The organism is Micromonospora sp. DT178, assembly GCF_049841695.1.
In the GTDB taxonomy this organism is placed as follows: Bacteria; Actinomycetota; Actinomycetes; order Mycobacteriales; family Micromonosporaceae; genus Micromonospora.
Genome location: NZ_JBNCKV010000004.1, coordinates 123154 through 136537 on the forward strand (window position 1 = coordinate 123154; position 13384 = coordinate 136537).

Below are 13384 nucleotides of genomic sequence, written 5' to 3' on the forward strand. Positions count from 1 at the left end.
CAAGCGGTAACCGCACGGGCTCACCGGCCGGGCGCGGCTGGTGGCCGCCGGCCGGGCGGCGACGGCTGGAGTCGCGGTCGCGCCCCACCGCATCAGTTGAACGGCATCTATCCCCGGACATCGATGTAGTGCTATTAATCGTTCACCAACCGGCGGACGATGGAGGGGTACATGACCAGAACCCGGATGCTGACCCTGCTCGCAGGCGTTCTCTCCGCGACACTCGCGCTACTTGGGCTGGCCAATCCGGCGCAGGCCGCCGGCCACCACTACGTGGCGCTCGGCGACTCGTACGCCTCAGGTGTCGGCGCCGGCAGCTACACCTCGGAGAGCGGCTCCTGCAAACGCAGCACCAACGCGTTCTCCGCCCGCTGGGCGGCGGCCAACGTACCGGCCTCCTACACATCGGTGGCCTGTGCGGGCGCGACGACGACCGACGTGATCAACTCACAGGTCGCCGCGCTCAGCTCGCAGACCACCCTCGTCAGCATCACCATCGGCGGCAACGACGCCGGCTTCGGCAACATCATGTCCACCTGCGCCCTCCGCGGCTCCAGCGCCTGCATCGCCGCGGTCGACGCGGCCCAGGCGCAGGCCCGGGCGAACCTTCCCGGCCTGCTCGACCGCGCGTACGCCGCGATCCGCGGCAAGGCCCCGAACGCCAGGGTCGTGGTGCTGAGCTACCCGGTCTTCTACCAGCTGGGCACGACCTGCATCGGCATCGGCGAGGCCGCCCGCGCCAAGGTCAACGAGGGCATCAACCTGGTCGACAGCCTGATCTCCGCCGCCGCGGCCCGCGCCGGGTTCACCTTCGCCGACGTACGCAGCATCTTCGTGGGACACCAGATCTGCAGCGGCAACAAGTGGATCCACTCCGTCGACATCCTGAACCTGTCGAACTCGTACCACCCGATGGTGACCGGGCAGACCAACGGCTACCTGCCGGTGTTCACCCAGGCAGTCGGCCAGTCCGCCACGGCCAAGAAGGCCGGCGCCAAGGTGTAGCCCCCAGGGCTGACCCGTTCGCACGGTCGGCACCAGCCTGCGTTCGGAGCCATGCCCACCAGCCCAGAAGCCAGGTGACAACGCTCAGTACGTGCCGCGAGGTCTCCGGTTCGGGCCTGTTCTCGCCGAATAACCCCTTACCGGAGACCTCGCCGCTCTCCCCCGGGCGCTGAGAGGACCGCCATCAGGGCTTCGCCAGCAGCTCGAACAGGCTCGAGAATCCCTGAGCGCCGAAGCCGGCAGCGATCCGGCGGTTCATCAGGTCCCTGACCTCTCGCATCCGCACAGCTTCCACGCCGATGGACTCCCGATGGCTGATCATGTCGTCCATCAGCGCGGCCTGGACGTTGAGCGAGCCGAGATCCGGTGGGTAGTCGCCGGTCCTGACCGCGTTGCCGATCGAGTTCAACAGCGGTGGCAGCGCGCCCACGGAGCTGGCGGCACGCTCGGCGAACTCCGCCACGTCGACTCCTTCCGCCTGAACCAGCCTCAGCGTGTGCAGGAACCCGATGAGGATCTCGTAGCCCATCGCGACCTGCGCCATGAACTCCACGGCGGCCGAGCCGGCCTCTTCCCCGTGGTAGACGACGGTGCCCAACTCCCGCAGCATCGGCCCGTGCGCATCGAACGCGCTGCGGGAACCGCTGACCGGGAACATGACGTGCGGCGTACCGACGTATGGCGGATCTCCCATGATCTTGCCGTCGAGGTACGCGGCGCCGCGCTCTCCCGCCCAGCGATCGTGGGCCCGGGCCTGCTGGGGAGAGCCGCTCGTCAGGTTCACCAGCACCTTGCCCGCGACCGCGGCGTCCACGGAACCGAGCACCTCGTCGACCGCCGCGCCGTCGAGCAGACACACCACGACGAGCGGGCTCGCTGCCGCCGCTTCCGTGGCGGTCGCGGCGGCCGTGGCGCCGGCGTCGGCCAGCGGCAGGGCCCTGCTCGCGGTCCGGTTCCAGACCGTCGTACGGTACCCGCGGCCGCTGAACGTCCTGGCGATCGCCGATCCCATGTCACCGAGACCGAGCACGGTGACCTGGCTCGCCCGGTCGGTCGGACCGTCGGTGGTCGTTGTCAGCATGATTTCCTCTCGTCATTCACTCAGGTGGTCCAGGTGTGTCAGGTGGCGGAGGGCGGGCACCAGTCGCCACGGACGCGGCTGCCCGCGAGCTCGCCCCGGATGCCGTACCGCTCCCGTCGCCGGGCTCCTACCCGAGCCGGCTCTGCGCGCGGACGGCGCCGACGGCGGCCGCCGTGCGGGTGAGGCGTGCGCCCTGGAAGCGGGCCGTCTCGAGGACGGCCCTGGCGTACTCGGGATCCCGGCCGGCGCGGCTCTCCACGAGGCTGACGCCGTACGGGTTTCCACCGGCGACGTGAGCGGTGTCGTAGTTCAGGTAACCCGTGGGCAGGATGATCGCGCCCCAGTGGTGGAAGGTCTGGTAGAGGCTGAGCAGGGTCGACTCCTGGCCGCCGTGCTCCTCGTAGCTGGCGGTGAAGCCGGTCGCCGGCTTGTCGGCCAGTTCCTCCGCCTGCCAGGGGGCGGTCGTGGTGTCGAGGAACTGGCGCAGCTGGGAGCAGACGTTCCCGAACCGGGTCGGCGTGCCGAAGGCGTACCCGTCGGCCCACCGGAGGTCGTCAAGGGTGGCGAGCGGGATGTCGGCGGTGGCGTCCAGGTGGGCCCGCCACTGCGGTTTGGCAACGACCACCTGCTCCGGTGCCAACTCCGCCACCCGGCGCAGGCGGACCTCCGCGCCGGCGTCGGCCGCTCCGTCGACGAACGCCTGCGCGAGCCGGTGCACGGTGCCGGTGGCGGAGTAGTAGATGACGGCGATCCTGGCATCGGTCTGCACGGTGGCCTCCTGGGGTCGGCTCGGTTCTCGGTCAACCGTGCCGAGCAGGCTTACCGTTCGCTGACCATCGCCTCACCGGCGCCGGTGAGCGCCGCTTCGTCGAGGTCGAGCTGTGCGCCGCGGCTCATCTCGGCGGCAAGTTCCTCGCTGCCGAGCGCCTCCCGGAGGCGGGAGGTGACGCGCTGGACGTCCTGCTGCTCGCCGGGGGGCAGCGGCGCTCCGGCGACCTCGCGAAGCGTGCGCGCCGCGCCGAGCAGCCGCGCGGCGCAGCGATGGTCGCCGCCGAGGCTGGTGGCCCCGGCCAGGCCCTCGAGGGCCAGGGCAACCGCCCGGGGGTCCCCGGTGGCCCGCGCCGCGTCGAGCGACTCACGGTGGCGGCGCTCGGCGAGGACGGCGTCACCGCGCTGCTCCGCGATGAACCCCAACTCGGCCAGCGCGAGCGCACAGCCCGGCAGGTAGCCGGCGTGGCGGTTCCAGTCGAGCAGGTCCCGCTGCCGGGTCTCGGCGGCGTCGAGATCGCCCCGCCGTCGCGCGATCATCGCCAGGCCCGTGCCGGCGAAGGCCGCGGCGGAGCGGCTCGACTGTTCCCGCGCCACCTGTAGCGCGCGGTCGTGACTGGCGGCCGCCTCGTCGAGGTCGCCGCGCAACAGGGCGAGCCGGCCGATGCACGCCAGCTGCCGGGACACCGACGTCCACAGCCGCAGGTGTTCGGCGATGCGCAGCGCCTCGCGGTAGTGCGCGGCGGCGCGGTCGTAGTCGCCGTGGATCTCGGCCAGGGTCCCCAACAGGCTCGTCGGATGCACCTGCCCCCAGCGGTCGCCCAGCTGCCCGAACAGCGTCCGGCTGGTCTCGCAGTCGCGCTGCGCGCCGGGCAGGTCGCTGCGGTGTACGAGCGCGAGGTCCGCCCGGGTGGCGCAGGCGGCAGCGATGCCCCACCGGTCCCCGTCGGCGCGGAACGCCGCCAGCGCCGCGTCGGCCAGGTCGGCGGCCTCGCCCGGATCTCCGGAACCGAGCATCATGGACGCGAACAGCCACTGCGCGAACGCCTTCTCCGGCCCGTCGGCGTCCCGGTAGGAGTCCAGGATGAGCTGCCGGGGAGCGGTCGGGTCACCGTCGCGGGTGGCGAGGGCGGCCAGCCACATGTCGGCACGCCGGCGCAGCGCGTCCGGGGCGACGTCGTCCTCGCTCTTTCCGACGATGTCCAACGCCGTACGCAGTGACCGGCTCAGCTCCCCGAACCGACCCCGCAGCAGCCGGTACCAGGCCAACGAGGTGGCGAGGGTCAGGCCCACGCGGGCCTGACCCTCGGTGGCGGCGACGTCGAGCGCCGCGCGGAGGTTCGCGTTCTCGGCGTCGAGTTCGCACAGCGCGCGACTCTGGTCGTGACCACGTAGCCGCCCGGCGGCCTGCTCGGCGAGGCGGGCGAAGCACGCGGCGTGACGGCGACGGGTCGCCGGGAGTTCGCCGGCGCTGTCGAGCTGTTCGAGACCGTAGGCAGCCACCGTCTCCGGCAGCCGATAGCGTCGCGGGCTCTCGCCGTGCCGCACCATGACCAGCGATCGGTCGATCAGGCGGGCCAGCACGTCGAGGACCTCGTCCGACGCCACCTGCCCGCCCGGGCACACCTGCTCGACGGTAGCCAGGGTGGCGCCGTCGGCGAAGACCGCCAGCCGGCGCAGCACCGCGCGTTCGGCAGGCGACAGCAACTCCCAACTCCAGTCGATCATGGCGCGAAGCCCCTGCTGACGCGGGGGCGCGGTGCGCCGGCCGGAGGACAGCAGTCGGAAGCGATCGTCGAGCCGTGCGGCCAGCTCGCCCGGGTCGAGAACGGGCAGCCGGGACGCGGCCAGTTCCAACGCCAGCGGCACGCCGTCGAGACGCCGGCAGATGGTGGCGATGGTGTCCGTGTTCCGCTGATCGACGGTGAACCCCGGCTCGGTGGCGCGGGCGCGGGCTACGAAGAGCCGAACCGCGGGGGCCCCGGCGATCTGTTCCGCGGTGGCTCCGGGCTCCGGCAGGGCAAGCGGCGGCACCGGAAGGACGACCTCGCCGGGGATCCCGAGCGGTTCGCGGCTCGTCGCCAGGATGCGCAGGTCGGCCGCGGCGCCGAGCAGTCTCTCGGTCAGTTCAGCGATCGGCGCCACCACGTGTTCGCAGTTGTCGAGCAGCAGCAGCATCCGCCGGTCCCGCAGCGCAGCGGCCAGCCGGTCCATCGGCTCACGTGGTCGCTCACCGGGCAGGCCGGGCGGGCTGTCGTCCCGGATCTCGAGAGTCGCCGCCACCACGTCGACGACCTCGGTGCAGGTCGCCCGGCCGCCGCAGTGCGGCTGGCCCGCCAGCTCGACGAGCCACACTCCGGCGGGGAACGTGTCGGCCAGCAGACGAGCGGCCTCGAGCGCCAACCTGCTCTTCCCCACCCCGCCCATACCGGTCAGGGTCACCAGCCGCCCGTTCGTCAGCCGCTCCCGTACCGCCTCGACGGCCTCGTCGCGCCCGATGAGTCCGCCGTACGGGCCAGGTGAGAGAGGGGCCGGCAGGTTGGTCCGGACCGGAGTCGACGGCGGTGCCGGCGGCTGCAGGGCGGGGTCCTGGCGCAGGATCGCCCGATGCAGCTCGGCCAGCTCCTGGCCGGGATCGAGGCCGAGTTCGTCGCGCACCTGCCGACGGAACTGCTCGTAGGCGGAGAGGGCTTCCCGCTGGCGTCCCGAGCCGTACAGGGCGCGCAGGTGCGCGGCCCGTAGTCGCTCGCGCCACGGGTGGCGTGCGACCAGGTCGGCCAGCTCGCCGGCGAGCAGGTGGTGCTCGCCGAGATCGAGTCGGGCCTCGGCCAGTTCCTCCAGCGCGGCCAGGCGCTGTTCGTTGAGCCGCTCCGCCGCCTGGCGCACGAATCGCTCGTCGCCGAAGTCGGCGTACGGGGAACCGCGCCACAGCGACAGGGCCTCCGTCAGCGCCGCCGCCCGCCCAGCCGGCTCCCGTTGGGCGCGCGAACGCACCAACAGAGCGGCGAAGCGACCGGCGTCGACCGACTCCGGCGAGGTCCGCAGCCGGTAGCCGGCATCACCGGACTCGACCAGCGCGCGGCCACCCGCCTCACCCTCCCCCAGCGCGCGGCGCAACTGCGACACCTTGGTCTGGAGTGCCCCGAGCGCCTTGTCCGGCGCCTCGTCACCCCAGAGGTCCTCGATCAGCCGGTCGGCGGACACCGGGCGTCCCTCATGGACCAGCAGGTCGGCCAGGAGAGCACGAACCTTCAGACCGGGTACGGCGACGGGTCTGCCGTCGGACGTCCACACCGCGATCTCGCCCAGCACCCCGAACCTCACGGCTTCACCCTAGCCAGTCGGCCGTCCCGCCCCGCGGATGTCAGTCGCCCGTCGGTCCGCCCACCGGGACGCGGCGCCGACGTCACGTCAGCCGGCCGTCAGCCGGCGGTGAGGAACCCCGGGGAGGCTGATCCGAGCCGACACCGGAGGAATGAGATGGATCGCCTACAGCGGCCCCGAGCCGCCAACGGTCACGAGCAGTTCGCACCAGGGCGGGTGGCGACGCCCTGGCTCGCCCTGCTGGCCGGTCCACTGTCGTACGGGATTGCCGCGCCGGCCCTGCTCCTCGACGACCTGGCGCGCGCGACGGGTACCGACGAACAGGCCGCGGCCGCCGGCGTGACCGCCTTCGGCTGGGGGATCGCGTTGGGGACACCGCTGTTGGCGGCGCTGCTGGCCCGTCGCGGCGTACGCGCGGCCCTGACCGCCTCGGCCGCGCTGCTGGGCGCGGGGACGATCCTCCTCGTGCTGGTGCCGACCGTGCCGGCGTTGGTGGCCGGCGCGGCGGTGCAGGCGCTGGGATCCGCCGGCCTCAGCGTGACGGCCATGAAACTGGCCGACTCGGCTCGGCGGATGGGGGTGGTCGCCGCATCGCTGGCGGTCGTCGGCGCCACCGGCCCGCTGACCGGCGCGCTGGTGGCCGACCTCTTCTCGTGGCAGGCGGCGCTGGCGTTGCCCCTGCTGGCGGTGGCCGCCGTGCCCGCGGCTCGCCGCGGCGCCACACCGCCGGACGCGGCGCCGGCGTCGTTCGATCCGCTCGGCATGGCTCTGCTCGCCATGCTGGTCACCGCGGCAGTCCTCACTCCGCACCGTCCGCTGGTGGCCGGTCCGGCCACCGTCGCGCTGCTGGTGTTGCTCGTGGCCCGGACGAAGGTTCGCCCCGACGGCTTCCTGCCCGCCGCGGTGGCGCGCAACGGCCGGTTCCTCGCGGCGTGCGTGCTGGCTTTCGCGCTGGGCGTGGTGAACTTCGCCCTGCTCTACGCCGCGCCGGATCTGCTGCGCGAGCACGCGGGCTGGGACGGCACCCGGAGCGGGATCGTGCTGCTGGCGCCGTACCTGCTCGGCGGCTTCTGCTCGGGGTTCCTGGTCGCGGCGTCCGTGCGGGTGCCACACCGCGTGACGGCCGCCGCGTTGCTCGGCGGCGCCGCCGCCGCGCCGCTGCTGGCGGCGGTCGCCTCCGCCGTACCGCTACTGCTGGGGGCGATGGCGCTCGCCTCCCTGTCCGCCGCGACCGGCCAGGGCGTGCTCGCCCTGCGAGCGACCGGCGTCGTGCCCGCCTCTCACCAGGCCGAAGCCCTGGGCCTGTTCAACCTCGCCTACCTGCTCAGCGTCGCGTTCGGACCAGCGATCGCCGTGACGCTCTCGCAGCCGACCGGCTGAGATCCGGCGGGGCCGGCGCGGTGCCGGCGGGCGTCGCGCCCGACGTCCGGGCCGGGCGGCACGAATCTCGCCGGGAGCGCCGAACCGCCTTCTGTCCGGCAGTGCCGGATGGCGCCGGCCGGGGCCGGCGCCATCCGGCACGCAGCCGGACAACGGCGAGGAGGTGAGCGGTCCTACCTACCAGTTGCAGTTGGCGGCCGGGATCCAGCCGTCCTGCCCCGGCGCCTCGGCCCCGTGGCCGTAGTACCAGGTCTGGATCTCACTGCCGCCGTAGATCGAGTGAACGCGGAAGCCCCGCCCCGGGCTCAGGGTGCGCAGGACGCTGCCCCAGGGCTGGTCGCGCAGCCAGGTGGCCTGGTTGGTCACGCAGATGTCACCAGGGCCGTCGCTGGCGGAGGCCGGCGTGGACGCCACCGCCGATCCGGCCGCGACGACGGCCATGACCGCCAGCACGCGTACAACCTTGCGCTTCATACGTTTCCTCTCGGTCGGATGCCTTACGAGCCAGCCGATTATGCCCAACACCCCTGACGGCGAGTCGGTCAGCCTGAGCGGCATCAGGGCACGTGGCGGCGAGGCAATGATCGACAGAGATGAAGCTCCAGGTTGGACGGCAGCGAGTGCTGCCCGGCTCGGCCACCGGCGGCCTCACCGACCGGTGCGGCTCAGCGGGTCCGGTAGCGCGCGTAGATCAGTCCGCTGTCGAAGGCACGCTCCTCGACCAGCTCGAGATCGAGGCGCACACCGTCGGGGAAGAACCGCTTGCCGCCGCCGACCACGCTCGTGGTGATGAACAGGTGGTACTCGTTCACCAGGCCGGCCGCGATCGCCTGGGCCGCGAGGTTCGGGCCGTCGACGGTGAGGTCGTGGTCAGCCTCGGCCTTGAGCTTGCGCACCGCGGCCGGGTCGAAGGTCCGCTCTATCCTGGTCTTCGCGCTGGAGACCGACTCCAGCGTCGTGGAGTACACGATCTTCTCCGCGGCCTGCCAGTCGCGGGCGTACTGGAGGATGTGCGGCGGCTGGTCGGGCTCGGTGTGCGCGGTCTCCCAGTAGACCATCGTCTCGTACATCCGTCGGCCGTAGAGGTACGTGCCGACGGGACGGAAGAGGTCGTTGATGAAGGTGTGCACCTCCTGGTCGTCGGCCCCGGTGCCGAGGCCGCCCTCCGCCGCCTCGGCGTAGCCGTCGAGCGAGGTGACCATCGAGTAGATGAGCTTCGCCATGCGTCTCCTTCGGATACGAGCGGGTCAGCCGGCCCGTCCCGCTGCGCCGACCCGGCCGACACGAACCCCGCCCGGATGAGCACCGCCTGCGAGGGTCGCGCAGGATCGTCCCGTTCCGCCACGAGGGTGTCAAGCAGCCGCAGCCCCGCGCCACCCGCAGTGTGCGGGCGGTCGGTCACTCCCCCAGAACCTCGTGTCGGTACCGGTCCACCGTTGCCGCGACCCGCTCGGGGTCGCGCGGGTCGACCCGGATGACCACCCGTGCCACGCCCAACTCCCGCAGGGCGTCAGCCTCGGCCCGGGTGGCCGGCGCCCGCGAGGTCACCGCCACCTCGGCCGGATCCCGGCCGAGCACCGCGCACTCGGCTCGGAGCAGGGTCAGCATCTCGGCCAGGCCGGCGGCGTCGACGCCGAGCGGGTAGAAGTCGGTGCCGTAGCGGGCGGCCCTGCGGACGGCCGCCCGGCTGTGCCCGCCGATCATGATCGGCACTCCCCCGGGCCGGGTGGGGCGTGGCGCGCTGTGCACCGCGTCGAAGTGCACGGTCGCGCCGTGGTGGGTGGCCGGCGCGTCGGACCAGAGCGTCCGCAGCGCGTCGAGGTACTCGTCGGCCCGCCGGCCCCGGTCGGAGAAGGGCACGCCGACGGCGTCGTACTCCTCGCGCAGCCAGCCGACTCCGACCCCGGCGATCAGCCGGCCGCCGCTGAGCACGTCGAGCGTGGCCAGGCGTTTTGCCAGGGCGACGGGGTGGTGCAACGGGAGGATCAGCATCGCGGTGCCGAGCACCAGCCGACTGGTGTGCGCCGCCGCGAAGGTCAACCAGTGCAGGGGGTCGGGGATGTCGTCGCCGGGCAGCAGGCTCATCCGGCCGCTCGCGTCGTAGGGATAGCTGGAGTGGTAGGCGTCGGGCACCAGCAGGTGCTCGACCGCCCACACCGACTCGCAGCCCAAACTCTCCAACTGTCGGACGAAGGCGGCGGTGACCCCGGGCTCGGCGGCGCCCGGCCCGCCGAGCACCGGCAGTACGCCGAGTTTCAACCCCATGCGACCCACTCAGCTCGCCGGGCGCAGTTCCCGAGGACGCTGCACACCCATCGCGGCGCGGTACGCGTCGTCCAGGGCACGCCCGCCGCCCTCCTCGCAGGTCAGCACCTCGCCCCGGACGAGGACGTAGCCCCGGGAGACCATCCGACGCAGCACGCCCAGCGCCGGCTCGGCGAGCAGCACCGCCACCCCCTCGGCGGCCAGCGCGGTCACCGTCCGGCCGAGTTCCTGCACGACCAGCGGGGCCAGCCCCGTGGTCATCTCGTCCAGCAGCAGCACCCGGGGCGAGCCCATCAGCGCCCGCGCCACCACCAGCATCTGCTGCTCACCGCCCGACAGCACGCCGACCAGGCTGCGCCGGCGGGTCCGGAGGATCGGGAACCGGTCCAGCGCGCCCTGCACCGCGCTACGGGGCAGGTGCAGCAGCTCCGCCATCACCTGGAGATTGTCGACGACGTCGAGATGCGGAAACAGCTGCCGCCCCTGCGGGACGATCGCGATCCCGGCCCGCGCCCGGGCCGCCGGCCGCAGCCGGCTGACATCGTCACCGTCCAGGAACACCCGCCCGGTGGCCGGCACCGAGCCGTAGGCGGCGAGCAGCAGGCTGCTCTTACCCGCGCCGTTCGGCCCGACCAGCGCGGTGACCGTGCCGCCCGGCACGGTCACCGCGGCGTCGGTGAGGGCGCTGGCGTGCCCGTACCGGACACTGAGCCCCTCCACCCTCAACTCATGAGCGGACATCCTCCACCCTCCCCTGGCGTGGCACGCTGTCGTCGGACGGCGCCGTGGCGTCGGCTCCGGCGGACGCGTCGTCGGCCACCGCAGCGGTCGCCGCGTCGGCATCCTCGTCCTCGTCGGCGTCGGTCGAGCCGAAGTAGACCTCCTGCATCTGCGGGCTCGCCAGGCACTGGGCGGGATCGCCGTCGAAGGCGACCCTGCCCCGGTCGAGCAGCAGCACCCGGTCGACCAGTCGGGCGACCAGGTCCACGTTGTGATCGACCAGGATCACGGCGTGACCCCGCCGCTGGACCGTCCGGATCACGTCGGCGATACCGGCCACGCCCTGCGCGTCGGAGCCGGCGAAGGGCTCGTCGAGCAGCAGCACCACCGGGTTCTGGCCCAGCGCCCGGCCGACCTCGACGAGTCGTTGCTCGCCGAGGGTCAGGTCGCCCGCCTCGCGGTCGAGACCCTCGATGCCCAGTTCGTGCGCCAACTGGCGGACGCCCTCGCGGTCGGCCGCCCGCTGCGGCCGCAGCACGCCGGTGAACGCACCCGCGATCATCCGCCACGGCGTGTTGTGCCGTTGCGCGTGCCGACCGAGCAGCAGGTTGTCCCGGACGCTGAGGTGCAGCGCGAGCTGCGGGTACTGGAAGGTACGGCCGAGCCCGGCGCGGGCCCGGCGGGAGGCCGGCCCGGTGAGCCGCTGCCCACGCAGCAGCAGTTCACCGGCGGTGGCGGCCTGCGCACCGGAGATCAGGTCCACCAGCGTCGTCTTGCCGGCGCCGTTCGGGCCGACCAGCCCGAGGATCTCCCCCGCCCGCAACTCGAACGAGACGTCCGCCAACGCGGTCACCCCGCCGTACCGCTTGGTCAGGCCGCGACCGACCAGGAGCTTCGTCTCATCCACCGGTACGCCTCCTCCGTGGCAGCGCCATCGCCCGCCGTCTCAACTTGTCGGCGTATCCGATCACGCCCTTCGGCGCGACCAGCATGATCACCAGGACCCCCAACGCGAGCAGCAGCGTGCCACTGGCCTGGATCGCCGGGAAGTTCAGGGTCAGCTCGACGGCGAGCACCGCACCCGCGACCGCGCCCCAGGGCGTGCCCGAGCCACCGATCAACGGCATGAAGATGGCCAGGAAGACGATGTTGAGCGTGAAGGTGTCGGGCGTGATGCTGCCGGCCGAGTAGGCGAAGAGGCCACCGCCGACCGCGGCGATGGCCGCGCCGAGCGCCAACGCGACCAGGTTCATCACCGGTACGCGGACGCCGGCCGCCTCCACCGCACGGGGGGCGTCCCGCATGGTCCGTACGATCACGCCCCACGGCGACAGCCGCAACCGGTCCAGCAGGAAGGCGACCACACAGACCACGATCACCGAGCCGACCACCACCTGGTAGTGGCTCGGCATCCAGCCGAACAGGCGCAGCGGGCGCAGGTTGCCCACGCCGCCGGAGCCGCCGGTGAGCCGCTCGCCGTCGATGAGGAACGCGGTGAAGGCCATCCCGAAGAGCAGGGTCACCGCGGCCAGGAAGAACCCGGACAGCCGCCGGGTGGCCAGGCCCAGCAGGACCGCGATGATCGCCGCCACGATCGGGCCGGCGATCCAGGCGAGCAGCAGCGGCAGGTCGGTGCGGGTCGAGATCAGCCCGACCGCGTACCCGCCGATGCCCGCGTAGGCGCTGTAGGCCATCGACAGCGAGCCCGCCATCAGGTACGGCACGTACATCCCGAGGGCGATCAGCGCGTAGGTGACGCTGGCGGTGACCAGCGTCTGCCGGTAACCGTCGGAGCCGACCCAGGTCAGGATCAGCACGGCGGCGGCGATCCCGAGGCCCAGGCCACCGATGCCGGGCACCTGCCGGATGTCCCACCGCGGGCGCGCGGCTGCGGCGTGGGGGGCGCTCACGTCGGTCATGCCCGCACCGTCCTGACGAAGAGGCCCTGCGGACGGAAGGCGAAGAACAGCAGCGCGATCAGGAGCATCCCGTAGACGTGCGACTGGCCACCGAAGTAGTAGGGCAGGAACACCTCGACCAGGCCGAGCAGCATGCCCCCGAAGAGCGGCGCCCAGACCGAGCCGGTGCCGCCGATCACCACCGCGAGGAAACCGGACAGTGACCAGTGCAGGCCGGAGAGCGAGTGCACCCCGGCCTTCGGCGCGAAGAGCAGACCCGCCACCGCGGCGAGGAAGCCGGCGGCCAGGAAGGCGACCAGTCGGATCCGGTTGACCGGCAGACCGAGCAGCGAGGCCGCCTGTTTGCTGTCACCCACCGCACGCAGCAGCCGGCCGGTACGGGTGGCTCTGATCCAGACGGCGGTCACCCCGAAGGTCAGCACGGTCACCACGATCAGCAGCAGCGAGCTGGGTTGGACGACGATGCCGCCGATCGGCAGGGGATCGAAGGTGGCCAGGTTCTGGCCCGGCAGCGTCGGATGGCCGAAGAGGTATCCGGCGATCTGCTGGATGGTGAAGAGCACGGCGGCCACGGCCACCAGGGCGGGCAGTTCGCCGCCGCCGCTGCGCCGCTGCACCGGCCGGACCACGCCCAGCTCGGTGCCGGCGGCCAGCAGCAGGGTGACCGCCACCGCGATCCCGGCCGCGGTCCAGACGCCGAGGTCGTACTCGATGACCAACCAGCTCGTGCAGAGCCCGCCCATCATCGCGTAGGGGCCGATGGCGAAGTTGAAGAAACCTGCGCCGACCTGGACCAGGTAGTAGGCCAGAGCCAGCATGCCGAAGAAACAGCCCATCTCCATCGCGGAGAGCCAGAGCTGGAGGTCTGTCATGTGGAAACTCCTCGGGGAACTGCCGCAGGGGCCGGTCGGCAGGACCGGCC

Annotated in this window: 12 protein-coding genes; 2 read left to right on the forward strand and 10 right to left on the reverse strand. The window is 72.6% G+C overall.

The genetic code is table 11. The features are described 5' to 3' along the window. Positions 1-171: 171 nt before the first annotated feature. On the forward strand, positions 172-1005 hold the full coding sequence (locus tag ACLQ22_RS09310) for an SGNH/GDSL hydrolase family protein (protein ID WP_425691897.1): 834 nt from the start codon (positions 172-174) through the stop codon (positions 1003-1005). 184 nt (positions 1006-1189) lie between these two features. Here the strand turns inward: ACLQ22_RS09310 and ACLQ22_RS09315 are convergent, their stop codons facing one another. From ACLQ22_RS09315 to ACLQ22_RS09325, 3 genes are all read right to left on the reverse strand, one after another. Beyond that, entirely contained in the window at positions 1190-2035 is an 846-nt protein-coding gene (locus ACLQ22_RS09315; RefSeq protein WP_425691898.1) for an NAD(P)-dependent oxidoreductase, read from the reverse strand. A 178-nt stretch (positions 2036-2213) separates the two neighbouring features. Next, positions 2214-2855, reverse strand: a complete 642-nt coding sequence (gene wrbA, locus ACLQ22_RS09320; protein ID WP_425691899.1) for an NAD(P)H:quinone oxidoreductase — start codon at positions 2853-2855, stop codon at positions 2214-2216. Positions 2856-2905: 50 nt separating this feature from the next. Continuing rightward, the gene (locus tag ACLQ22_RS09325; protein ID WP_425691900.1) at positions 2906-6178 is read right to left on the reverse strand and encodes a BTAD domain-containing putative transcriptional regulator; all 3273 of its coding nucleotides are present in this window, start codon (positions 6176-6178) and stop codon (positions 2906-2908) included. Positions 6179-6334: 156 nt separating this feature from the next. Here ACLQ22_RS09325 and ACLQ22_RS09330 point away from each other — a divergent pair, with 156 nt between their 5' ends. Next, on the forward strand, positions 6335-7558 hold the full coding sequence (locus tag ACLQ22_RS09330; protein ID WP_425691901.1) for an MFS transporter: 1224 nt from the start codon (positions 6335-6337) through the stop codon (positions 7556-7558). A gap of 177 nt (positions 7559-7735) precedes the next feature. Here the strand turns inward: ACLQ22_RS09330 and ACLQ22_RS09335 are convergent, their stop codons facing one another. The 7 genes from ACLQ22_RS09335 to ACLQ22_RS09365 all read right to left on the reverse strand — a co-directional run bounded on the left by ACLQ22_RS09335 (position 7736) and on the right by ACLQ22_RS09365 (position 13334). Then, positions 7736-8032, reverse strand: a complete 297-nt coding sequence (locus ACLQ22_RS09335) for a hypothetical protein (RefSeq protein ID WP_425691902.1) — start codon at positions 8030-8032, stop codon at positions 7736-7738. Between the two features lie 191 nt (positions 8033-8223). Continuing rightward, on the reverse strand, positions 8224-8781 hold the full coding sequence (locus ACLQ22_RS09340; protein WP_425691903.1) for a dihydrofolate reductase family protein: 558 nt from the start codon (positions 8779-8781) through the stop codon (positions 8224-8226). Between the two features lie 175 nt (positions 8782-8956). Continuing rightward, positions 8957-9823, reverse strand: a complete 867-nt coding sequence (locus ACLQ22_RS09345) for an LLM class F420-dependent oxidoreductase (RefSeq protein WP_425691904.1) — start codon at positions 9821-9823, stop codon at positions 8957-8959. 9 nt (positions 9824-9832) lie between these two features. Next, positions 9833-10564, reverse strand: coding sequence for an ABC transporter ATP-binding protein (locus tag ACLQ22_RS09350; RefSeq protein WP_121401183.1), 732 nt, complete (start codon positions 10562-10564; stop codon positions 9833-9835). Then, complete coding sequence (locus tag ACLQ22_RS09355; RefSeq protein ID WP_425691905.1) at positions 10551-11450, reverse strand: ABC transporter ATP-binding protein; 900 nt, start codon at positions 11448-11450, stop codon at positions 10551-10553. Before ACLQ22_RS09355 ends, ACLQ22_RS09350 begins: the two co-directional genes overlap by 14 nt. After that, on the reverse strand, positions 11443-12462 hold the full coding sequence (locus ACLQ22_RS09360) for a branched-chain amino acid ABC transporter permease (protein WP_425691906.1): 1020 nt from the start codon (positions 12460-12462) through the stop codon (positions 11443-11445). The genes ACLQ22_RS09355 and ACLQ22_RS09360 overlap by 8 nt, the downstream gene beginning before the upstream one ends. Next, entirely contained in the window at positions 12459-13334 is an 876-nt protein-coding gene (locus ACLQ22_RS09365; RefSeq protein WP_425691907.1) for a branched-chain amino acid ABC transporter permease, read from the reverse strand. The genes ACLQ22_RS09360 and ACLQ22_RS09365 overlap by 4 nt, the downstream gene beginning before the upstream one ends. Positions 13335-13384 lie beyond the last annotated feature (50 nt).